Annotated in this window: 21 protein-coding genes; 5 read left to right on the top strand and 16 right to left on the bottom strand. The window is 68.0% G+C overall.

Annotated elements, in window-relative coordinates:
* Positions 1 to 24: 24 nt before the first annotated feature.
* Positions 25 to 441 carry a hypothetical protein gene (locus tag AVT10_RS18300; RefSeq protein ID WP_126013553.1) on the top strand — a complete coding sequence of 139 codons (417 nt, stop codon included), beginning with the start codon at positions 25 to 27 and terminating at the stop codon, positions 439 to 441.
* 33 nt (positions 442 to 474) lie between these two features.
* Here the strand turns inward: AVT10_RS18300 and AVT10_RS13020 are convergent, their stop codons facing one another.
* Genes AVT10_RS13020 through ftsE form a run of 4 tightly spaced genes read right to left on the bottom strand, consistent with a single transcriptional unit; the run spans position 475 to position 3,282 of the window.
* Positions 475 to 1,185, bottom strand: coding sequence for a lysophospholipid acyltransferase family protein (locus AVT10_RS13020; protein ID WP_066692161.1), 711 nt, complete (start codon positions 1,183 to 1,185; stop codon positions 475 to 477).
* Positions 1,182 to 1,721 carry a YdcF family protein gene (locus AVT10_RS13015; protein WP_066692158.1) on the bottom strand — a complete coding sequence of 180 codons (540 nt, stop codon included), beginning with the start codon at positions 1,719 to 1,721 and terminating at the stop codon, positions 1,182 to 1,184. Before AVT10_RS13015 ends, AVT10_RS13020 begins: the two co-directional genes overlap by 4 nt.
* On the bottom strand, positions 1,718 to 2,599 hold the full coding sequence (locus AVT10_RS13010; RefSeq protein ID WP_066692156.1) for a cell division protein FtsX: 882 nt from the start codon (positions 2,597 to 2,599) through the stop codon (positions 1,718 to 1,720). Before AVT10_RS13010 ends, AVT10_RS13015 begins: the two co-directional genes overlap by 4 nt.
* On the bottom strand, positions 2,596 to 3,282 hold the full coding sequence (gene ftsE / locus AVT10_RS13005) for a cell division ATP-binding protein FtsE (RefSeq protein WP_066692153.1): 687 nt from the start codon (positions 3,280 to 3,282) through the stop codon (positions 2,596 to 2,598). Before ftsE ends, AVT10_RS13010 begins: the two co-directional genes overlap by 4 nt.
* Positions 3,283 to 3,466: 184 nt before the next feature.
* On the opposite strand from ftsE, the gene AVT10_RS13000 reads away from it, so the two are divergent.
* Entirely contained in the window at positions 3,467 to 4,297 is an 831-nt protein-coding gene (locus AVT10_RS13000) for a zinc-ribbon domain-containing protein (protein WP_066692151.1), read from the top strand.
* A 134-nt stretch (positions 4,298 to 4,431) separates the two neighbouring features.
* Here AVT10_RS13000 and pdeM read toward each other — a convergent pair whose 3' ends face one another.
* The 4 genes from pdeM to AVT10_RS12980 form a co-directional block, all read right to left on the bottom strand.
* Positions 4,432 to 5,094 carry a ligase-associated DNA damage response endonuclease PdeM gene (gene pdeM / locus AVT10_RS12995; RefSeq protein WP_066692148.1) on the bottom strand — a complete coding sequence of 221 codons (663 nt, stop codon included), beginning with the start codon at positions 5,092 to 5,094 and terminating at the stop codon, positions 4,432 to 4,434.
* 187 nt (positions 5,095 to 5,281) lie between these two features.
* Positions 5,282 to 6,541: a DUF445 domain-containing protein gene (locus AVT10_RS12990; RefSeq protein ID WP_066692146.1), complete on the bottom strand. Its 1,260-nt coding sequence runs from the start codon at positions 6,539 to 6,541 to the stop codon at positions 5,282 to 5,284.
* 205 nt (positions 6,542 to 6,746) lie between these two features.
* A complete protein-coding gene (locus AVT10_RS12985; RefSeq protein ID WP_066692144.1) occupies positions 6,747 to 9,944 on the bottom strand; it encodes an efflux RND transporter permease subunit in 3,198 nt (1,065 codons plus the stop codon).
* Positions 9,945 to 9,948: 4 nt separating this feature from the next.
* The gene (locus AVT10_RS12980) at positions 9,949 to 11,157 is read right to left on the bottom strand and encodes an efflux RND transporter periplasmic adaptor subunit (protein WP_066692142.1); all 1,209 of its coding nucleotides are present in this window, start codon (positions 11,155 to 11,157) and stop codon (positions 9,949 to 9,951) included.
* 195 nt (positions 11,158 to 11,352) lie between these two features.
* Between AVT10_RS12980 and AVT10_RS12975 the strand changes: the two genes are divergently transcribed.
* Positions 11,353 to 12,075: an SIMPL domain-containing protein gene (locus tag AVT10_RS12975; RefSeq protein ID WP_066692140.1), complete on the top strand. Its 723-nt coding sequence runs from the start codon at positions 11,353 to 11,355 to the stop codon at positions 12,073 to 12,075.
* Positions 12,076 to 12,209: 134 nt separating this feature from the next.
* Here AVT10_RS12975 and AVT10_RS12970 read toward each other — a convergent pair whose 3' ends face one another.
* The 4 genes from AVT10_RS12970 to AVT10_RS12955 form a co-directional block, all read right to left on the bottom strand.
* Positions 12,210 to 12,608, bottom strand: coding sequence for an acyl-CoA thioesterase (locus tag AVT10_RS12970; RefSeq protein ID WP_066692133.1), 399 nt, complete (start codon positions 12,606 to 12,608; stop codon positions 12,210 to 12,212).
* Positions 12,605 to 13,249 carry a hypothetical protein gene (locus AVT10_RS12965; protein WP_066692131.1) on the bottom strand — a complete coding sequence of 215 codons (645 nt, stop codon included), beginning with the start codon at positions 13,247 to 13,249 and terminating at the stop codon, positions 12,605 to 12,607. Before AVT10_RS12965 ends, AVT10_RS12970 begins: the two co-directional genes overlap by 4 nt.
* Complete coding sequence (locus AVT10_RS12960) at positions 13,246 to 13,587, bottom strand: DNA primase (RefSeq protein ID WP_066692129.1); 342 nt, start codon at positions 13,585 to 13,587, stop codon at positions 13,246 to 13,248. Before AVT10_RS12960 ends, AVT10_RS12965 begins: the two co-directional genes overlap by 4 nt.
* A 190-nt stretch (positions 13,588 to 13,777) precedes the next feature.
* A complete protein-coding gene (locus AVT10_RS12955) occupies positions 13,778 to 15,031 on the bottom strand; it encodes a multidrug effflux MFS transporter (RefSeq protein WP_084401697.1) in 1,254 nt (417 codons plus the stop codon).
* A gap of 118 nt (positions 15,032 to 15,149) precedes the next feature.
* Here AVT10_RS12955 and AVT10_RS12950 point away from each other — a divergent pair, with 118 nt between their 5' ends.
* Together AVT10_RS12950 and AVT10_RS12945 are read left to right on the top strand one after the other, a co-directional pair.
* A complete protein-coding gene (locus AVT10_RS12950; RefSeq protein WP_066692127.1) occupies positions 15,150 to 16,103 on the top strand; it encodes an isopenicillin N synthase family dioxygenase in 954 nt (317 codons plus the stop codon).
* 190 nt (positions 16,104 to 16,293) lie between these two features.
* Positions 16,294 to 17,586 carry a homoserine dehydrogenase gene (locus tag AVT10_RS12945; RefSeq protein WP_066692124.1) on the top strand — a complete coding sequence of 431 codons (1,293 nt, stop codon included), beginning with the start codon at positions 16,294 to 16,296 and terminating at the stop codon, positions 17,584 to 17,586.
* Between the two features lie 177 nt (positions 17,587 to 17,763).
* Here AVT10_RS12945 and AVT10_RS12940 read toward each other — a convergent pair whose 3' ends face one another.
* Genes AVT10_RS12940 through AVT10_RS12925 form a run of 4 tightly spaced genes read right to left on the bottom strand, consistent with a single transcriptional unit; the run spans position 17,764 to position 20,570 of the window.
* On the bottom strand, positions 17,764 to 18,162 hold the full coding sequence (locus tag AVT10_RS12940) for a hypothetical protein (protein ID WP_084401722.1): 399 nt from the start codon (positions 18,160 to 18,162) through the stop codon (positions 17,764 to 17,766).
* 32 nt (positions 18,163 to 18,194) lie between these two features.
* Positions 18,195 to 18,734: a demethoxyubiquinone hydroxylase family protein gene (locus AVT10_RS12935; protein WP_066692114.1), complete on the bottom strand. Its 540-nt coding sequence runs from the start codon at positions 18,732 to 18,734 to the stop codon at positions 18,195 to 18,197.
* The gene (locus AVT10_RS12930) at positions 18,731 to 19,210 is read right to left on the bottom strand and encodes a disulfide bond formation protein B (RefSeq protein WP_066692112.1); all 480 of its coding nucleotides are present in this window, start codon (positions 19,208 to 19,210) and stop codon (positions 18,731 to 18,733) included. Before AVT10_RS12930 ends, AVT10_RS12935 begins: the two co-directional genes overlap by 4 nt.
* A gap of 4 nt (positions 19,211 to 19,214) precedes the next feature.
* Positions 19,215 to 20,570, bottom strand: a complete 1,356-nt coding sequence (locus AVT10_RS12925; protein ID WP_066692111.1) for a S41 family peptidase — start codon at positions 20,568 to 20,570, stop codon at positions 19,215 to 19,217.
* Positions 20,571 to 20,667: the final 97 nt, after the last annotated feature.

Below are 20,667 nucleotides of genomic sequence, written 5' to 3'. Positions count from 1 at the left end.
CCGGCATCCACTAGACTAGCCGCCATGAAGATGATGCCCGCACTTTGCATTGCGATGGCGACGATGGCCGGGTGTGTCGCGAATTTCGCGTCCGCTCAAGCCGGCGCTCCCCCGCCTTACGATCACTGCTTCGCGGGTCCCTTCGTGCTCACTTTCGAGCGCGGCTCGGCACAGCTTACGGAATGGCATAGAGAGGTGCTTGCCACGGTTCGATCGGAAGCAAAGCACTGCGGTGGTGTAATGATGATCGAAAGCTATCCTTCCGATGACGGGCCGCCTGATTTGCAAAGGCGGCGGGCATCTGTAGTGTTTGACCACTTGAAGAATAGAGGCGTCCTTCCGGACAGGGTTGCGATTGGGCTGCCGGCGCGGCCATGGCCGACACCCACCGAGGACGGACGCCAACGGCACATTCAAGTCTTTCTCGCGATCTGGCGCTGAACAGGCGAACGTCCGCTTCCCACCGGAAACTTGTCACCCCGCCGCGACACCGCCCGCCGCCGGCTCCAGCGCATTGATCGCGGCATGGACCCGCGCCTCGATCTCCTCGCGCGGCAGACCGGCCGGGATGGGATCGAGGAAGCTGATGGTAATCACCCCCGGCCGGCTCGGCCCCTTGCGCGGCATGCAATGCCCGCTGTCGAGCGCGACCGGGACCACGGGCATATTCAGCGCCTTGTACAGCCCGGCGAAGCCCGATCGCAGCGGCGGGGCTTCGCCGACCGCCACCCGCGTGCCTTCGGGAAAGATCAGCACCGAGCGGTTCTCCGCCCGCGCCACGGCGGCTTCCTTCAGCATCTGGCGCAGCGCCTTGGACGATGCGTCCCGGTCGACACCGATCGCGCCATAGGCCTTGGCCGTCTTGCCCCAGAAGGGCATGTCGATCAGCTCACGCTTCATCACGATCAGCGGACCATCGATCAATTCGGCCATCTCCAGCGTCTCGAACATCGCCTGGTGTTTGACCGCGAACAGATAGGTGCCGCGCGGGCGCTCCCCCTCCACCCGCACCCGAACGCCCAATATCCAGCGGGCGAGGAAGCGGTGGACGCGGATCCAGACATGGGCGTGGCCGTGCATCGCGTCGCGGCCGATCGCGGCGGAGATCGGCGCGGTCAGTACGATCGGCACCGACGCGCCATAGAACAGGATGCGGAACAGCCAGGTGCGGACCCACGCGATCACAAATCGATCCCCAGCCGCATCACCAATCCCCGCACCAGATATTTGTTGTACTCGCCGAACAGCAGCGCGAAGCCGGGATTGGCGGTGACCGGATCGCGCACGATCTCGACCGAGTTGCCGAGCGCATGGCGCAGCTCCATGGCTGCCCGGGCCATATGCCAGTTGGAGGTGACGAGGCGGATCGAGCGATAGCGGTTGCGCCGGACCCAGTCGGCGGTCTCGTCGGCGTTCGACCGGGTGTCGACCGCCTCATGGCCCAGATCGACGCAGCAGCGGAACAGCCGGCGCGGCGCACCGTTCGCGGCGGCAAGTTCGTCGGGGCGCACATCGGGATCGACGCCGGTGACCAGCATCCGCCTCGCCTCGCCCCGCTCGATCACGGCAAGGCCGCGCTCGATGCGACCGGGGCCGCCGGTCGGCACCACCACGCCATCGGTGCGGCGCGCATCGGTGAGCGGCGTCGGCAGCGTGACCGAGAACAGAGCAAAGCCCAGCGCATAGAGCAGCAGGACGACCGCGAAGATGCGCCCCATCACAGCACCCGCGCCAGTCGCCGCAGCACCGCGATCCGCGCCGCCAGCATCGCAAGGCCGGTAAAGGCGAAGGGCAGGGCGGCGATCAGCGCCCAGTCGGCACCCGCCAGCGTCACGCCGTCGGCCAGCTGCGATTCGAGCGTCGCCATGCGTTCGCCGAGCGCCACGATCACCAGCGCGCCCGCCAGCGCGCCGATCAGCCCACCGGTCAGCGTATCCTGCCCGATGCGGCGCTGGAACAGGCGTGCGATCTGAAGGTCGGTCGAACCCAGCATATGCAGGATGTCGATCGTTCCGCGATGCGTATCAAGCCCTGCGCGTGCCACGAGCAGCACGACGGCGGCGGTTGCGCTGGCCATCACCAGCACCAGTCCGAACGCGGTTAGCCCGATCGCGCCAACGAAGCTGCGCACCGGGGCGAGCCACGTCGCATGGCGGTCCACCCGGATGCCTGCGCCGACGCCCTTGGCCAGCGCCTCGACCCGCGCGACCGCCGCGTCGTCGCCGCTGCGCAGGTCGACGTCGATCATCGCCGGCATCGGCAGGTCGGCGTCCAGCCCCGCCTCGCCCAGCCAGGGTCGCAGCAATTCGGCGAGGCGGGCACGGTCGACCTCCGCCGCGCGGGCGACGTCGGCCGAGGCCTTGAGCCGCGCCAGCAGCCGGACGACCTCGGCATCGCGCCGGGCGGCGTCGCCTTCGATCACCTGCACCGTCAGTCGCGCGGCCAGCTGGCGGTCGAGCGCCCCCCCGGCATTGCGCGTCGATAGGCCGAGCGCGGCGCTCAGCGTCGTCAGGAAGATCATGATCGCCATGATCCACACCATCGCGCGGCGCCCCTGCCGGTCGTCGAGCAGCGGCTGTGCGGCCGAGCGTGCGGTCATGCCGCGCCTGCGACAAAGGGATCGACCAGCCGCCCGCGATCGAGCTGCATCAGCCGGGCATCCGGTACGCGGTCGAGCAAATGGTGGTCGTGCGTCGCCATGACAACCGTTGTGCCCAGCCGGTTAAGCGAGGCGAACAGCTTCAGCAACCGTTCGGCCATGTCGGGATCGACATTGCCGGTCGGTTCGTCGGCGACGAGGATTTCGGGCCGGTTGATGACCGCGCGGGCGATGGCGACGCGCTGCTGCTCCCCGCCCGACAGCGTCGGCGGACGCGCATCGGCGCGATCGCTTAAGCCCACCCAGGCCAGCATCTCCCCCACCGGCTCGGCAATGTCCTCCTCCGGCATACCCGCAACCCGCAGCGGCAGCGCGATATTGTCGCGTGCCGAGAGGTGCGGCACCAGCCGGAAATCCTGGAACACCACGCCGATGCGGCGGCGAAACCCTGGCAGGCGACCGCGCGGCGAGGTCACCATATCCTCGCCGAACAGGCGGATGACGCCCCGACTGGGCCGCTGCGACAGATAGAGCAGGCGCAGCAGCGACGTCTTGCCCGCGCCCGATGCGCCGACCAGGAAATGGAACGTCCCGGCACTGAGCGTGAAGCTGACATCGCTCAGCGTTTCCGGCCCCTGACCATAGCGAAGGCCGACATTTTCGAACTGAACGATGCTGGCCACGGGCGCCCTTGCTTCCACCGGTCTTCCGCCCATCGCACAAGGTCGCGATTGTCTCAAGCATCACGCAATCGCGCCTTGCCATGGACCGCCAACCCGCCGTAGATTCGGCGCTCGGATTATAGTCGCGCCCAGTTGGCTCCGCAGGTTGGCGGCCCGGCGCGGCCCATGCAGGGGGCAGGGGACGATGATCCTCGAATGTACGCAATGCCATATGCGCTATCTGGTCGCCGATTCCGCGATCGGACCGGCCGGGCGCACCGTGCGTTGCGCCGGTTGCCGGCATAGCTGGTTCCAGCCGCCCGCGATGCTTGACCTCGGCACCACCGCCGCGGTCACCCCGCCTAGCGAGCCGGCGCGCGTGGCCCAGCCGGCGATGGCCGATGCGGCTGCCGACGCCCCCCGTCCGCGCAGCGCGCCGCCGGTGGCGCCGGCGGCGACGCCCGACGCGCCCTATGCCGAAGCGCCGCGTCCCGCGCCGCTGCGCGCGCGCAGCACCGAACCGCGCTGCTATGTCGATCCGGAGGCCGAACGCGCCGAGCGGGGCGAACCGATCAACGCCTTCGCCCATCAGGCCCCGTTCGTGCCGCGCCGCAACCCGGCGCGCCGCCGCACCGCCATCGCGGTCGCCGCCGGCGTCGCGATGCTCGCGGCCTGTGGCGGCATCCTCTACACCGGAACGCCCGGCATCGCCGAACAGCTCGGCCTGCCGATCGCGTCGAGCGCCAGCGACGCGCTGAAATTCGCGATCAACACGCCCGAACGCCGCCTGCTGTCGAGCGGCAACGAACTGTTCGCGGTGTCGGGGCGGATCATCAACGAAACCGGCAGCCGCCAGCGCATTCCCGACATTCGCGCAGTGTTGAAGGACAGCCAGAACCGCGACGTCTATAGCTGGACGATCAAGCCGCAGACGCGGGTCATCGGGCCGAGCGGGAGCCTGAGCTTCAACAGCGCCGCGCTGGACGTGCCGGCGAACGCCAAGGAACTCGAACTGAGTTTCGCTTCGGGGCTGTAAGACGGTCGGGCACAGCGCGCTACCTCCCCCCATCGTCACCCCGGACTTGATCGGGGGTCCCGCTTCTTATTTTTCGCGCGGCAGATAAAAAGCGGGACCCCGCGTCAAGCCCGGGGTGACGTGAAAAGCAGGATTCACGCCGCGATCGGAAAGCGCAGCAGCCGGTCCTCCAGCGCGATCAGCGCCTCTGCGCCGGTCCCGACCGCGCGCACGATCTCCGGATGATGCGCGTCCAGCCCGCCGGTCAACGATCCGAACGCCGGCAGGATCAGCTTGCTGGCGGTCGCGACGAAACAGCGCCGCGATACGCCGCGCCCGCGCAGCTTCACCCGCAGCTTGGGATGGAAATGGCCGGACAATTCGGGACGTGGCTCGGCCGGATCGGCTTCGTGGCGTAGCACCACGCCGTCGACCACTGCCTCGTCGACCAACCGCCCGCCGCAATGGTCGGCGACGATCCGGTCATGGTTGCCGGTGATCCACGTCCAGTCGACCCCGCCGGTCAGCGCACGCAACCGGGCCTGCGCCTCTTCCGACAGCCGGTCGCACCCGCCGATATCGTGGAAACTGTCGCCCAGGCACCAGATTTCCGCCGGCTGCGTCCGGGAGACCACCGCCTCGATCCCGGCCAGCGTTTCAAGGGTGTCATAGGGCGGCAGCATCTGCCCGAACTGCGCGAACCAGCTGGCCTTTTCGAAATGCAGGTCGGCCAGCAGCAACGCGCGCCGCGCCGGCCAGTACAGGGCACCGGCCGGGAGGGCGGCAAAGGCGTGGCCGGCGAACGAAAGGCGAACCATGGCATGCCTATAGCGCAGCGCGTGTGGCGCTCAAGCCGCGGGGGCGTAACGATCGTGTTTGCGGCACTGCCCCAACCCAATCGTCACCCCGGACTTGATCCGGGGTCCCGCTTCTTCTTCTAGCCGCGGGAAGAAGCGGGACCCCGGGTCAAGCCCGGGGTGACGGTATGTGTAAGCACCCCCGCTCTTACAACCAAACATCAACCACATGGATCGCCAGCCCGACCATGCCGCCGACCAGCGTGCCGTTGATGCGGATATATTGCAGGTCGCGACCGACCGCGTTTTCCAGCCGGCCGGTGATCGTCTGCGCATCCCAGCCGCGTACCGTGTCCGACACCAGCCGGACGATGCCGTCGCCATAATCGGCGACCGCGCCGACCACCGCACGGCGGGCGAAGCGGTTGACCTTGGCTTTCAGCACCGGATCGGACTGGAGCGTCCGGCCGAGCTGGCGCATCGCCTCACCGATCGGCCCGGCGAGCGCGCGGTCGGGATCGCGCGCGGCGCGCAGCATGCCGCCGCGAATCTTTTCCCACACCCCCATCCACCATCCGGCGAGCGCGGGATTGTCGATCAGGTCGTTCTTCAACCGCTCGACCTTCGCCTGCATCTCCGGCGAATGTTGCAGGTCGTGCGCCAGCAGCGCGAGGCCCTCATTCGCCTTCGCGCGCAGTGGGTGAGCCGGGTCCTCGGCGACTTCAGCCAGCATCTTGTGCAGGCCGCGCACCACCGACGTCGCCAGCGTCTCGTCGAGGCCGGTCCAGCGCAGCACCGCCCCGGCGCGCTTCTGGATCATCGCGCGGACCAGTTCCTCGTTCGCGTCCAACGTCTTGGACGTCCAGCGGATGATCGCATCGACCAGCGGCAGGTGCCGGTCGTCGGCGATCGCCGCCTCCAGCGTGCGGCCGAGTGCGGGCGACACCTGCATCGCGCGCAGCCGGTTGGCCAGCGCACCGCGCACCATCGTCCCGAACTGGTCGGGGTCGAGCCCTTCGAGGACATTGACCGCCAGCCGCGACGCGCCATGGCGCAGCCGCCCGCTGCGCGCTGCCGGATCGGCCAGCCACTTGCCCGCCGCCCCCGCCGCATCCACCCGGTGCATCCGCCGCGCAACGACCCGCGCCGTCAGGAAATTGTCGCGCAGGAACGCGGCCAGCGTATCGCCGATCCGGTCCTTGTTGCGCGGGATGATCGCGGTATGCGGGATCGGCAGGCCGAGCGGATGGCGGAACAGCGCGGTGACCGCGAACCAGTCGGCAAGGCCACCGACCATCGCCGCTTCGGCAAAGGACTGCACGAAGCCCCAGGCGGGATGGACGCCTTCCATCCGCCGCGACAGCAGGAACAGCGCGGCCATCGCCACCAGCATGAACGTGGCCAGCCGCCGCATCCGGCGGAGCGGAACGGGAACCGCATCGCCGGCGCGGGTGAGAGGGGATGCCATCCCCGAAACAATCGCCGGATGGCCGGAAAGTTCAATAGGAGCGGTACGCCGCCCCCACTCAAATACGTCACCCCAGCGAAGGCTGGGGTCTCCTGCGGCTCTTGCTGCGTGCTGTCACCGGGAGACCCCAGCCTGCGCTGGGGTGACGCTTGGGGCCGGGCGGGTTCCATCCCCGTCCGGTCTGGCCGAACGGGGGAAAGCCGACTTACTCCGCCGCCGGCAGCGACTTCGGCCCATCACCCGGCGGCAGCGGCGCACCGGGCTTGTGGTCGATCGCCAGGCCATCGGCATCGCCCGGACGATAGGTCAGCAGGCGCCGCGACAGGCGCGGGCCGATCCAGCGTTCGAGGCCGACCGCCAGGCTGAACGCGCCCGGCACGATCAGCAGCGTCAGCAGCGTCGACAGCGTCAGGCCGCCGATCACGGTGATCCCCATCGGCCCGCGGAAGGACGAATCGCCCGAAAGCGCCAGTGCGGTCGGCACCATGCCGGCGACCATCGCGACCGTGGTCATCACGATCGGCTGCGCCCGCTTGTGCCCGGCATCGAGGATCGCGACCTCCTTCTCGACGCCCTTCTCCATCTCCTCCAGCGCGAAGTCGATCAGCAGGATCGAGTTCTTGGCGACGATGCCGAGCAGCATCAGCAGCCCGATATAGACCGGCATCGAGATCGGGTTGCCCGTCACCCACAGCGCCAGCAGGCCGCCCAGCGGCGCCAGGAACAGCGACCCCATGTTCACGAAGGGCGGCATGACCCGCTTGTAGAGCAGCACCAGCACCGCGAAGACGAGGAAGATGCCCGAAATCACCGCGACGATGAAGTTCTGGATCATCTCGCCCTGCCACTTCGCCTGACCGACGGTCAGTTCGGTGACGCCCAGCGGAAGGTTCTGCATCGTCGGCAGCTGATGGATCGCCTTCATCGCGACACCCGACACGACACCGGGGGCCAGGTCGGCACCGACGACCAGGCGCCGCTGCTGGTTGATGCGGTCGATCTTGGTCGGGCCGGCGCCGAAGCCGATATCGGCGACGACCGACAGCGGGACCGATCCGCCATTGGCGGTCGGCAACGGCAGGTTCTGGATCGTCGACAGCCGCGAGCGGGCATCGCGCGACAGCGCGACCCGGATCGGAATCTGCCGGTCGCTCAAGGAGAAGCGCGCGCTGTTCTGGTCGATATCGCCCAGCGTCGCGATGCGGATCGCACCCGACAGCGCGGCGGTGGTGACGCCGAGGCTGGCGGCGAGGTCGCTGCGCGGGCGGATGATGATTTCCGGACGCTTCAGATCGCCCGACACGCGCGGCGCCACGATCATCGGCAGCTTCTCCATCTCCTTGACCAGCTTGTTCGCGGTTTCGTTCAGCTTCGCCGGATCGTCACCGCCCAGCGTAATCGACAGGTCGCGGCTGGAGCCGCCCCAGCCGAACTGCGACCGGAACGACACGCGCGCATCGGGGATCGCCGCCAATTGGGGCGCGAGGCCGCGTTCGAACTCGGTGCTCTTGACCGTTCGCTTGGCGGCAAATTCCTCGTCGTCCAGCAGGCCAAACCTGTGGCGGACGCGCTCGCCGAAGCTGGGTTTGTCGATCAGCTCGGCGGTGACGCGGCCATTGCCGGCATAGCTCGACGAATAGACCGACTTCACCATCGGCTGCGACGCGAGCAGCCGTTCGACCCGCTTCACGACGGCGGCGGTCTGTTCCAGCGTGGTGCCGGGGACCATTTCGACCGTCGCGGTCACCCGCTCGCGATCCTGCGGCGGCTGGAACGTCTGGGGCAGGACCATGAACATGACGACGGTCAGCGCCAGCGCGGCGATGGCGGCGACGACCGTCGACCAGCGATGGCGCAGCGTCCAGCGCAGCACGCCCATATAGCGGTCCATCAGCCAGCCTTCGCCATGGCTGGCGGTGCCGTGGGCCTTCAGGAAATAGGCGGCGATCATCGGGGTGATGAGCCGCGCGACGGCAAGGCTCATCAACACCGACGCGACGACGGTCAGGCCGAAATTCTTGAAGAACTGGCCCGAAATACCCGGCATCAGGCCGACCGGCAGGAAGACCGCGACGATCGCCATCGTGGTCGCCAGCACGGCGATGCCGATCTCGTCCGCCGCATCGATCGATGCCTGATAGGCGGATTTGCCCATCCGCATGTGCCGGACGATATTCTCGATCTCCACGATCGCATCGTCGACCAGCACGCCCGCGACCAGACTGAGCGCCAGCAGCGTCATCTGGTTGAGCGTGAAGCCCAGCATGTCCATGAACCAGAAGGCGGGGATCGCCGACAACGGGATGGCCAGTGCCGAGATGAAGGTCGCGCGCCAGTCGCGCAGGAAGATGAACACGACGACGATCGCGAGCAGCGCGCCCTCGTACATCGCAGTCATCGCCGAATGATATTGGGTTTCGGTGAACTCGACCGAATTGGACAGCAGGGCGAAGCGGACCTGCGGGTTGCGCTTCTGCAGCTCGGCGAGCTTCTTTTCCGCTTCGTGGAAGACGGTGACGTCGGACGCGCCCTTGGCACGCTTGATGTCGAACGCCAGCACCGGACGGCCATTATATTCGGCGCGGCTCTTGGGCTCGGCATAGGCGTCGCGGACATCGGCGATGTCCGCGAGGCGGATCGACCGTCCGCCGGCGACCGGGATCTGCGTCTGCGACAGCGCATAGGCGGTCGAGGCATTGCCCAGCACGCGGACCGATTGCTGCGACCCGGCGATTTCCGCCTGACCGCCTGCCGCGTTCAGATTGACCTGCCGCAGCGCCTGGTTGACCTGGGATGCGGTCAGCCCCTGCGCCTGCAACCGCGCGGGGTCGAGCGTGACGCGGATTTCACGGTCGACGCCGCCGACCCGTTCGACGGTCGCCATGCCGTCGATCGACAGCAATTCCTTGGCCACCGTATTGTCGACATACCAGCTGAGCTGTTCGGGCGTCATGTCGTCGGCGATCGCGGTCCACGACGCGATATCCGAATCGGTCGTATTGGCGCGATAGATTTGCGGTTCGAGGATGCCGTCGGGCAGCTGGCTGCGAATCTGGTTCACCGCCTCGCGCACGTCGTTGACCGCGCGGTCGATCGGCGTGCCGATGTCGAGCTGGATGACGGTGGTCGACGACCCTTCGGTCACGGTCGATTCGATCTGGTCGATGCCCTGCAGGGCGCGCACCGCGGCCTCGACCCGCTGCGTCACCTGAGTCTCGAGCTCGGTCGGGGCGGCGCCTGGCTGGCTGATGACGACGATCGCGACCGGGAATTCGATGTCCGGGTCCTGGTTCACGTCCATCCGCATGAAGCTGACGATCCCCGCGATCGTCAGCGCGAGGAACAGCACCAGCGGCGGCACCGGGTTGCGGATCGACCATGCCGATATGTTGCGGAAACCCATGGCGCTATTCCTTGCGGGCGGGGGTGGCGGCGGCGCGGACCGGCACCACCTGCTGACCCGGATTGAGGAAGGCGCCTGCGCTGGCGACCACGCGCTCGTCGCCCATCAGGCCCGACGCGATCAGCGCGCCTTCGTCCGATACCTCGGCGACCTTCACGTCGCGGCGCACCGCCTTGTCCTGCGCATCGATGACATAGACATAGCTGCCCTTGTCGTCGCTCAGCACCGCCGATTCGGGCAGCAGTGGCGCGGTCGACGCGCCGGCACCGATCCGGGCGCTGGCAAAGCCGCCGGGCCGCAGCGCCGGGTCGTAGTTCAGCGCGATGCGGGCGATGCCCTGCCGCGTCTGCGGGTCGATGATCGGCGAGACCTGCCACACCTGCCCCTTGAACACGCGGGTGTCGCCGACCGGCACGACCTCCGCCGGCACGCCCGCGCGCACCGTCGCCAGATCGGCTTCGGACAGCTGCGCGCGCATTTCCATCTGCCCGCCCATCGCGATGCGGAACAGCACGCCGCTGCCCCCGCCGATCACCTGCCCCGGCTCGACCGCGCGGGTCAGGACGAGGCCGGCGGCGGGCGCGCGGATGTCGAGCCGGCGGTTGCGCGCCTGCGTCTCGGCCAGCTGCGCCTGCGCGACGCTCACGCGCGCATTGGCGGCGTCGCGGGTCGCGGTCTTGCGGTCGATATCGGCCTGCGACACGAAGCCGCGCTCGACCAGCTGCTTCGACCGGTCGAGTTCGGTCTGCGCGATCTGCGCGTCGGCGCGGGCGACGCGGACCTGCGCGGCCAGCGACTCGGCGGTCTGCGCCTGCACCGACCGGTCGACCGTGGCCAGCACCTGTCCGGCGCCGACCCAGCTGCCCGGTTCCACCAGGACCTGCGTGACGAGCCCGCCTTCGCCGACGACGCCGACCGGCATCTCGCGCCGGGCGGCCAGCGAACCGGTGCCGGTGACGGTACGGGTCACGGTGTCGCGGCCGGGTACGACAACGGTTACCTTGGGCAATGCGCCAGCGGCGGCACCGGCGGGCGGCGCCTTGGCTGCCGGGGCATCGCCGCCCTTGCGACCGAATGCCCAGAAGGCGCCGATGGCGACCAGCAGGATGACGACGATCCCGACGATGACCGCGCGGTGGCGCGATCGCTTGGTGCCGTCCGGGCCGGTCAGCATCTGGCGGTCCCCCGCGATCGACGTCGATTCGTAATTCATCCACCCCATCCCATTGAGGGCCCCCAGCCCCGGCCGAGCTGTATTATCTTAATACAGCACCTTTCTCAAGCATACACATCGCGTTTTTCGATAAGAACGACAAGCCTCGCATCGATTGCGTTCAGCGTGCGTTTTGGCGCGGTCCCGTAACGACCGCCGTGCCGTTGCAAATTGATTTCGAAAGAGGATGTGCCGATGCTCCGTTCCGCCCTGATCCTGGCCGCCATCGGCGGCGCGCTGCCCGCCGCCGCGCAACAGGTCGCGCCCGCCGTCGCGCCGGTCCTGACCGATGCGACGCTGCTGGACGTGGTGGCCGAAGGAAAGGCGACTCGCGTCCCCGATATCGCGACGATTCGCGCCGGCGTCGTCAGCCAGTCGCCGACCGCCGCCGCCGCGCTGTCCGACAATGCGCAACGCATGACCCGGGTCGTCGCGGCGCTGCGCAAGGCGGGCGTCGCCGACCGCGATATCCAGACCGCGCAGATCCAGCTCCAGCCGCAATATCGCTATGCCGAGAATCAGCCGCCGGCGATCACCGGTTATCAGGCGAGCAACAGCGTCTCGGTCCGCTTCCGTGACGTGGCGAAGAGCGGCTCGATCCTCGACGCGCTGGTGGCGCAGGGCGCGAACCAGATCGACGGGCCGAACCTCTCGGTCGATGCCGCCGATGCCGCGCTGGACGAGGCGCGCACCGACGCGATCCGCCGCGCCCGCGCCCGCGCCGAACTCTATGCCAAGGCGGCGGGGATGCGCGTCGACCGGATCGTGTCGATCGTCGAGAATGGCGGCGACCAGCCGCCGATGCCGATGCCGGTCATGGCACAGGCGCGGATGGTGAAGATGGCCGACTCCACCCCGCTGGCGGCGGGGGAGCAGGACCTGCGGGCAACCGTGTCGGTGCGTTTCCTGCTGCGGTAAAGGGCGCGGTGCGCCCCTTCTTCGTCACTCCCGCGAAGGCGGGAATCCATTGACGCCTCCGCTTGCGAACCAGCCGCGACGGCAGCGTGTATGGACTTCCGCCTTCGCGGGAGTGACGAAGGGTGGTCGGGCGGTTACCCCAGAAACCGCTCGGCAACATCCGCCGGCACCCGCACCAGCCGCCCGCTCTGCCGGTCGAGCACCGCCCAGGTCGTCCGCGCATCGACCTTTACCCGCCCGTCCGCGCCGGTGAAGCGCATCAGGCGGTCGAACCGTGCCCCGCGCGGCGCCTCGCCGACCCAGGTCTCGGCGGTCACCGTTTCCCCGGCGGCGACATTACCGCGATAATCGATCTCGTGCCGGGTGATGACCCAGACATAGGCGGCCTGCTGTTCGGGCGTCGCGACCGCCATCCAATGTTCGACCGCCACATCCTGAATCCAGCGGACCCAGACCGCGTTGTTCACATGGCCCAGTTCGTCGATATCGTCGGGGCCGGCGGTGATCGAACGGGTAAAGCGGGGGGCGGTCATTGCGGGACGATCGGCTCCGTTGCGGGACGGGGCTTCAGGCCGCTGTCCGAAATCCGCCATGCCCGTTGTTCGGCGGTCGCGCCATCGATATCGCCGCTCCGGTGCAACGTGACCGGCCCGGTCATCGCCACCGGGGTTCCGTCGCGCAATTTGCCCGTCACCCGCACCGGAATCGGGATATAGCGCTGTCCTGCCCCGGCATCGATCCGTCCGGGCGCGCCGACGACCGCGCGATAGTCGGCATATTTGGCGAAGGACTGGGCAAAGGCCGCCTGCGACATGCCCGATGCCTGTCCGCCATTGCCCCATAGCCGCCACGCATCGCCATAGCGGCGCTCGCCGATCGCGGCGAAATAGTCGCGCAGCACCTGCACCGCCGCATCCGCGCCGGGCTCGGCCATGGTCCCGCTGGGGGCGGGGGCAGGCGCGGGGGGCGGCGCGGACACGCCGGGGATACCCTCGCCGGCCGGCATGGTGGTCGCGGGCGTCACCGGCGTCGGCGCTCCGGCGGCGGGCTCGGGCGGCGCCGCCACCAGATCGGCTTCGGCCGTCTGGTTGACGACCGCGGCATTGTCTGCCGAACCGCCGCCCCCGCATCCTGCCAGCAGCAACGCCAGCACGGCTCCGCCCGCGATCCTCATGGCTCGATCGCGTCGCGATCGGCATCGTCGAGGTCGTCGTCCTCGGCGAGATTGTCGTCGTCGAAATCTTCCTGCAACTCGTCCTCGGACTGGTCGCCCTGTCCGGTGATCGTCACATCCTCGTCCTCCTCGGCGAGTTCGTCGTCGACCATGTCGAGTTCGTCCTCGTCCTCGTCGTCGGACATGCCCAGATCGGGTTCGAGGTCGGTCAGGATAGTGCCGTCGCTCGGCCCGTCGCGCGTCGCCTCGAGGATTTCGGCGCGCTGGCTTTCGTCATAGCCGTCCTCGTCATAGCCGTCGTCGCCGGTGCCCTGTCCATTCACCTGATGCCCGCCCATGGCGCGTCTCCTATCCAGTCAGGCTGGGGAAACCCGCATGCCGCCGGGCGGGTTCCTAAAGTTCGATCCACTGACGTGGAAACGGTGCCGGCCCACTCCCCCACCCGGCCACCCATTAAGGATACGCTGTGAGTGGCCGGGTGGGGGAGTGGGCCGGCACCGCCCTGATCCAGCTTCGCTGGATCGGCCACTACCCACGCCGGAACAGCCGGCCATGTTCGGTGCGAAACACGACGAGCAGAGCAAGCAGGCCGAGGCCGAGGAACCCGCCGTACAGCGGCACCGTCGTCCCGTCGAACGATTGGCCGATGATCGCGCCGAGCACCGCGCCGCCCAGCATCGACACGAATCCCTGCAACGACGACGCGGTCCCGGCGATCGACCCCATATTCTCCATCGCCATCGCCGAGAAATTGGAGGTGGCGAGGCCGAAGCACGCCATCATCATCGCCTGCAGCACGATGAAGTTGACCAGCGATTCGACACCCGCCAGCGTCACCGCCAGGTGCACGCCCGCCACCGCGACCAGCCCGAGCAGCGCCGCGTGCGAGATCAGCCGGGTGCCGAAGCGCATCACGATCCGCGAATTGAAGAACGATCCCGCCGCCATCGTGCTGGCGACGCAGGCGAAGACGACCGTCAGCAGCTTCGGCCGCTCGAACGTCACCTCCATGATCTGCTGGATCGACCCGACGAACCCGAACAGCCCGCCCGACAGCAATGCGGCGGCGATGGTGTAGCCCACCGCATAGCGATCGCGCAGCACGATGCGATAGCCGGCGAGGATGCGGCTGGGCTGGAGCGGCTGGCGCTCCGATTCCGGCAGCGTCTCGGGCATGCGCAGCACGAACCAGGCGAGGATGATCGCGGTGACGATCGCGATCCCGCCAAAGATCCAGCGCCACGACGCGAAGACCAGCACCAGTTCGCCGAACGACGGTGCCAGCACGGGGGCGGCCATGAAGAAGATGAACGCCAGGCTCATCACCCGTGCCATCGCCCGCCCCGAATAACAGTCGCGCACCAGCGCGATGGTCACCACCCGTCCCGCCGCCACGGCGGCACCCGATGCCAGCCGGGCGATCAGCAGCAGCATGAAGCTGCCCGAAATCGCCGCGACCAGATTGGTGATCGCGCTGGCGACCAGCCCGACGATCAGCACCGGCCGCCGGCCATAGCGATCGGCGAGCGGCCCATAGGCCAGCTGCGCGACCGAAAAGCCGATCAGGAAGGCGGTAATGACGAACTGCCGCATATTGGGCTCGGCGACGTCCAGCGTCTCGCCGATTGCGGGGAGCGCGGGCAGCATCGAATCGATGCCCAGCGCCGTCAGCGCCATCAGCGCCGCGATCAGCGTCACGAACTCGCCGAACGGGAGCGGCGAACGGTCGGCGGAGGGCGGGGGCGTGCGCGTTTCGGCGGGGGATTCGATGGTCTGCGACATAACGGAGCCTCCATGGCCCATGTCGCCCGCCGGGTCACGCACAGGATGACCCTGTTCCTGCCGCTCGCCTACGTCTATCTTCATGCGCATACCCGTATTGTTCAGGATGTTGAGACTCATGGCTGACACGCCGCTTTCGCAGGTTCCGCTGATTTCGATGGCGCAGGCGGAGCAGGACCCCGACGGTTTCGCCCGCGACTTCGGCGGGTCGTTCCAACGCTTCGGTTTTGCGATGGTGTCCGACCATGGCGTCGATCAGGGCGTGATCGATCGCGCTTGGGCGATGACCAAGGCGTTCTTCGACCTGCCCGAGGCGGAAAAGCGCCGCTATTTTGTCGAGGGCGGCGGCGGCGCGCGCGGTTATACCCCGTTCAAGACCGAAATCGCCAAGGGCGCGACCCATGTCGACCTCAAGGAATTCTGGCATGTCGGCCGCGAACTGGCCGCCGGCCACCGCTATGGCGACGTCATGCCCGCCAATGTCTGGCCCGACCGGCCGGAGGGGTTTCGTGAGGCGTTCCTCGACCTGTTCGCGGCGCTCGATGCGGCTGGCGACCGGCTGCTCTCGGCGATCGCGCGTTATCTGGGGCTGGAGCCGAACTGGTTCGACCGCGCGGTGAAGGACGGCAATTCGGTCCTGCGCCTGCTCCATTATCCGCCGGTTCCCGCCGACGCCCCCGAAGTCCGCGCCGGCGCGCATGAGGATATCAACCTTATCACCCTGCTGCTGGGCGCGGAGGAAGCCGGCCTCGAACTGCTCGACCGCGACGGCCGCTGGCTGCCGGTCGCCCCGCCGCCCGGCGCGATGGTGGTGAATGTCGGCGACATGCTGCAGCGGCTGACCAACCATGTCCTGCCCTCCACCACCCACCGCGTCGTCAACCCGGCACCCGAACGCCGCGGCCATTCGCGCTATTCGATGCCGTTCTTCCTCCACCCCGCGCCCGATTTCCTGATCGAGACGCTGCCCGGCTGCGTCAGCGAGGAGCGTCCCAACCGCTACGAAACCCCGATCACCGCGCACGACTATCTCTACCAGCGACTGGTCGAGATCGGTCTTATCAAGAAGTAGTTTGTAGAAACCGTTTGGTTCGAGCAGCTTCGAGCGAAGTCGAGAAGCGTCCGTCGAGAACGCGTTGCCAACGGGAACAGCGGGGTATGCCAACACCCTTCCCCTCCCGCGCCACACCCTCTAGAGACATGAAACCGGCCGGAGCGATGCTCCGGCCGCAATTTTGTTACGTGTGCAACAAGAGGAATATATGACCCAACCGCTCCGCATCGCCATCGCCGGTCTCGGAACCGTGGGCGCGGGGGTCATTCGGCTGATCGAGACCAATGGCGAGCTGATCGCTAGGCGTGCCGGTCGCCCGATCGAGGTCGTCGCCGTGTCGGCCCGCGACCGTTCGCGCGACCGGGGCGTCGACCTGTCGCGCTATCAATGGGTCGATGACACCGCCGCTCTGGTCCATGCCGGCGATGCCGATGTCGTGGTCGAGCTGATCGGCGGATCGGACGGCCCGGCACTGACGCTGGCGCGCACGTCGCTGTCGGCGGGCAAGAGCTTCGTCACCGCCAACAAGGCGATGATCGCGCATCACGGTCTCGAACTGGCCGAAGTCGCCGAGGCCAAGGGCGTGGCGCTGAAGTTCGAGGCGGCGGTCGCGGGCGGCGTGCCGGTCATCAAGGGCCTGCGCGAAGGGGCGGCGGCGAACGAGATTTCGCAGGTCTTCGGCATCCTCAACGGCACCTGCAACTTCATCCTGTCGAAGATGGAAAGCGAAGGCCGCGATTTCGCCGAGGTGCTGGCCGAGGCGCAGGCACTGGGCTTTGCCGAAGCCGATCCCAGCTTCGACATCGACGGCGTCGATGCCGCGCACAAGCTCTCAATCCTCGCCAGCATCGCGTTTGGCACCCGCCCGGCATTCGATGCGGTGGCGGTGACCGGCATCCGCCACGTGCTGGCCGCCGACATCGCCGAGGCGGCGGCCTTGGGCTATCGCATCCGGCTGGTCGGGGTGGGCGAGGCCGGGCCGCACGGGCTGTTCCAGCGGGTGCATCCGCATCTGGTCCCGCTCGACCATCCGCTGGCGCATGTCACCGGCTCGCTCAACGCGGTGGTCGCGGAGGGCAATTTCGTCGGCCGCCTGTTCTTCCAGGGCCGCGGGGCCGGGGACGGCCCGACCGCCAGCGCGGTGGTCGCCGACCTGATCGACATCGCCCGCGGCGAATTCGGCCCGCCCTATGCGATGCCCGCAGCGTCGCTCACCGCCGCCGCGCCCGAACAGGCGAGCGAGCGGCGCGGGCGCGCTTATGTCCGGCTGCATGTCGCGGACAAGGTCGGCGTGCTGGCCGAGATCGCCGCCGCGATGCGCGACGCGGGCGTATCGATCGAAAGCCTGATGCAGCGCGGCGCGAACGCCGATGGCAGCGTGCTGGTCGCGATCGTCACCCATGAAGGCCCGGAACGCTGCATCGCGCAGGCGCTGGAAAAGCTGGAAAGCTCGGCCAGCGTGCTCGGCCGTCCGATGTGGATGCACGTGCTGGGCGGGTGAGGGCGCCCACGGCCTGACCGCGGCGGACAACTGAGCTAATGCGTCACCCCGGACTTGATCCGGGGTGACGCTTTCTACCGACCGTCGTAAAATAAGAAGCGGGACCCCGGGTCAAGCCCGGGGTGACGGATGCCAAGGACGGTAACGCCAAGGCCACCGGGACCGACCGACAATCCCTTACGGCAGCGGAATGCTCGACTCCGCCTTCGCCCGCGCCCGCCGTTCCGCCCGCGCCGCATTGGCCCGCTGCACGAAGCACCCGGTCTGCCCGCCGACGCCCGCCGTCGAGCAGCTGCCGGTGCCGAACGAGCCGGCGTTCAGATTGTCTTCGACCCGCGTCGCCCAGCTTTCGCCGTCGCGCGTCGGTTCGGCGTCGCGCAGTTCCTTCGGGATGCGGAAGCGCTCGCGCTCGCTGCGGCGGACGCAGACCACGATTTCCTCGCCATCGGCATTGGTCGGGCATTTGTCATTGCCGTAAATGACCAGCGTCCCGTTCTGCACCTGTGCGGCGGCAGGGGCGGCGGGCAGGGTGAAGGCGGCGATCGCGGCGGCACCGGCCAGAAGCATGCGGGTCATCATTTCCTCCTGTCCGGATAACGCCCGGTCGGTCAAATACGTTTCGAAACTTCGATGGCGACGCGGCATCCCGCGCGGATCGCCGCCGACAGCACGGGATAGGCCGGCGCGCGTTCGGCACCATGCGCCAGCGCCGCTTCCTTGTGCTCCAGTTCCTCGGCCTGGAACCGGGCGATCGCCTCGCTCAACTCGGGATGATCGTCGCCCAGTTCGGCGAGCTGATCCTCATAATGTTTGTCGATTTCGGTCTCGACCGCCGCGGTGCAGGCCATTGCCGCCTCCGGCCCGATCGCCGCCGTCACCGCGCCCAGCGCAAAGCCCGCCACGTCCCAGAAGGGCTGGATCAGCGTCGGTCGCACGCCGCGCTCGGCGATCAGCGCGTCGAAATAGGCGCGGTGTTCCGCCTCCTGCAACGCCATGCCCTGGATCGCCGCCGACATGGGGCTGCGGTCGCCCATCACCGCCAGCTGCCCGGCATAGATGCGGGTTGCGCCATATTCGCCCGCCTGATCGACGCGGATCATCGATTCCAGCCCGCCGGGCCTGCGGTCGCCGGGTCGCCACTTGGTCATGTCCGCCTCCGTGTCGCGAGGATCAGTACCGCCAACGCACCAGTGATCGAAAGGATCGCGTTGAATCCGGCCAGCGAAATGCCGAACAACGTCCATTGCGGCACGTCGCAGCGTACGACCGGTTGCCGCACGATCGCCGCCAGTAAATCCCCCCCGGTCGCGCCGAGCGTGTTGGCGCAGGCGGTGATCCCCTGCCACCAATGATATTCGACCCCGGCATGGAACACGCCGATCGCGCCGCTGACGAGGATCGCGATCCCGGCCAGGATCACCAGCGCCCGCTTGCCCGACGTGCGCGGCACCACGAACGACAGCGCGGCAAGGCCGATCGCGGCATAATGCGGCCAGCGCTGCCAATGGCACATCTCGCACGGGTACAGCCCGCCGAGATATTGCGACGCCAGCGCGCCGGCGATCAGCGTGAGCGGCAGCAGCAGCGCGATCCAGCGCGCGAGCGGCAGGTCGTTGGCCCGCATCCGCTCAGCGCTTCGCCGGCCTGGGCGCCGGCGCCGCTGCCATGCGCGTGGTGGGGCCGACGCGACCCATGGTCTGGAGCGCATAATAGAGCTGAAAATCCTCGATACCGCGCTTCTTGAGCGATTCGGCGCTTTCGGCGAAGCGCGGATCGTCCTTGGTATCCTCGGTCAGCGTCTTGTCGTCGACCCCGGCCTCGTTGACGAGGTGGCGGCGCAGATCGGCCTCGCGATACACCGGCCGGTCCTTGTAATCCGGGTCGGAAATCTGCGGCACCTTCAGGTCGGGGTCGATGCCGCCTTCCTGCACCGACCGGCCCGATGGCGTATGGTAGCGCGCGGTGGTCAGGCGGACGGCGGTGTTCTTCGACAGGTCGAAGATCGACTGGACCGATCCCTTGCCGAAGCTGCGCTCGCCCATCACGATCGCGCGGTGATGGTCCTGCAACGCGCCGGCGACGATTTCCGACGCCGATGCCGTGCCCGGATTGGTCAGCACGATGATCGGCAGCCCCTGCGCCAGGTCGCCCGGCACCATTTCCTCGGCGAAATAGCGTTCGGTATCCGCCTTGTCGCGCCCGCGCTGCGACACGATCTCGCCGCGCGCCAGGAAGGTGTCGGACACCTCGATCGCCTGGGTCAGCAGCCCGCCGCCATTGTCGCGCAGGTCGATGATATAGCCCTTGGGCTTGTGGCCCAGCGCCTTGTCGATCCCGGCGATCGCGGCGCGGGTATCGGCGCCGGTCGTCTCGCTGAAGGTGTTGATGTTGATGACGCCGATGCCGTCCTTGACCTCCCACTTCACCGGCTTCTGCACGATCGTGCTGCGCACCAGCGTCAGCTCGATCGGCTTGTCGCGACCGGGACGGACGATGGTCAGCGATACCTTCGACCCCGTGGGTCCGCGCATCTGCGCGACCGCCTCATCCAGCGTGCCGCCGACGATCAGCTTGCCATCGACATGGGTGATGTAATCGCCCGACTTGATCCCGGCGCGCGCCGCCGGCGTATCCTCGGTGGGCGTAATGACCTTGACCGCGCCGTCCTCCAGCGTGACCGACAGGCCAAGGCCCGAATAATTGCCGGTGGTGGCGATGCGCAGATTCTCGAAATCCTTCGCATCCAGATAGCTCGAATGCGGGTCGAGCGCGGCCAGCATGCCGCGCATCGCGCCTTCCATCAGCGTCTTGTCGTCGACCTTGTCGACGTAGCTCGCCTTCACGCGATTATACACGTCCATGAAGTTGTCGAGTTCGCGGAAACTGCCGGCATCGGCCTGCGCCATCGCGCCGGTGGCAACGGGAACCAGCGCCAGCGCACCGACGATGGCGGTGGCCTGAAAGAACGAACGGGACCTACGCATAAACGCTTGGATGCTTTCGACTGCGGTACGTTTGTCACATTAGCGATAATTCGCGCCGCGATCAAAGCGCTGTCTTGCTGAACGGGCGGTGACGTTC

The organism is Sphingomonas hankookensis, assembly GCF_001619955.1.
Taxonomy (GTDB): Bacteria; Pseudomonadota; Alphaproteobacteria; order Sphingomonadales; family Sphingomonadaceae; genus Sphingomonas; species Sphingomonas hankookensis_A.
The sequence above is the reverse complement of the archived record's forward strand: the minus strand, read 5'-3'. Positions and strand labels throughout refer to the sequence as shown.

Coding starts and splice junctions, on each gene's coding strand:
- AVT10_RS13010 (WP_066692156.1), bottom strand. CDS start 2,599: ATGACCGCACGCTCGGCCGCACAGCCGCTGCTCGACGACCGGCAGGGG.
- pdeM (WP_066692148.1), bottom strand. CDS start 5,094: ATGGTTCGCCTTTCGTTCGCCGGCCACGCCTTTGCCGCCCTCCCGGCC.
- AVT10_RS12960 (WP_066692129.1), bottom strand. CDS start 13,587: ATGGGCGGGCATCAGGTGAATGGACAGGGCACCGGCGACGACGGCTAT.
- AVT10_RS12980 (WP_066692142.1), bottom strand. CDS start 11,157: ATGAATTACGAATCGACGTCGATCGCGGGGGACCGCCAGATGCTGACC.
- AVT10_RS12930 (WP_066692112.1), bottom strand. CDS start 19,210: ATGCGGGCCAACGACCTGCCGCTCGCGCGCTGGATCGCGCTGCTGCTG.
- AVT10_RS12945 (WP_066692124.1), top strand. CDS start 16,294: ATGACCCAACCGCTCCGCATCGCCATCGCCGGTCTCGGAACCGTGGGC.
- AVT10_RS12940 (WP_084401722.1), bottom strand. CDS start 18,162: ATGACCCGCATGCTTCTGGCCGGTGCCGCCGCGATCGCCGCCTTCACC.
- AVT10_RS12965 (WP_066692131.1), bottom strand. CDS start 13,249: ATGAGGATCGCGGGCGGAGCCGTGCTGGCGTTGCTGCTGGCAGGATGC.
- AVT10_RS12925 (WP_066692111.1), bottom strand. CDS start 20,570: ATGCGTAGGTCCCGTTCGTTCTTTCAGGCCACCGCCATCGTCGGTGCG.
- AVT10_RS12975 (WP_066692140.1), top strand. CDS start 11,353: ATGCTCCGTTCCGCCCTGATCCTGGCCGCCATCGGCGGCGCGCTGCCC.
- AVT10_RS12970 (WP_066692133.1), bottom strand. CDS start 12,608: ATGACCGCCCCCCGCTTTACCCGTTCGATCACCGCCGGCCCCGACGAT.
- AVT10_RS12990 (WP_066692146.1), bottom strand. CDS start 6,541: ATGGCATCCCCTCTCACCCGCGCCGGCGATGCGGTTCCCGTTCCGCTC.
- AVT10_RS12985 (WP_066692144.1), bottom strand. CDS start 9,944: ATGGGTTTCCGCAACATATCGGCATGGTCGATCCGCAACCCGGTGCCG.
- AVT10_RS18300 (WP_126013553.1), top strand. CDS start 25: ATGAAGATGATGCCCGCACTTTGCATTGCGATGGCGACGATGGCCGGG.
- AVT10_RS12955 (WP_084401697.1), bottom strand. CDS start 15,031: ATGTCGCAGACCATCGAATCCCCCGCCGAAACGCGCACGCCCCCGCCC.
- AVT10_RS12935 (WP_066692114.1), bottom strand. CDS start 18,734: ATGACCAAGTGGCGACCCGGCGACCGCAGGCCCGGCGGGCTGGAATCG.
- AVT10_RS12950 (WP_066692127.1), top strand. CDS start 15,150: ATGGCTGACACGCCGCTTTCGCAGGTTCCGCTGATTTCGATGGCGCAG.
- AVT10_RS13000 (WP_066692151.1), top strand. CDS start 3,467: ATGATCCTCGAATGTACGCAATGCCATATGCGCTATCTGGTCGCCGAT.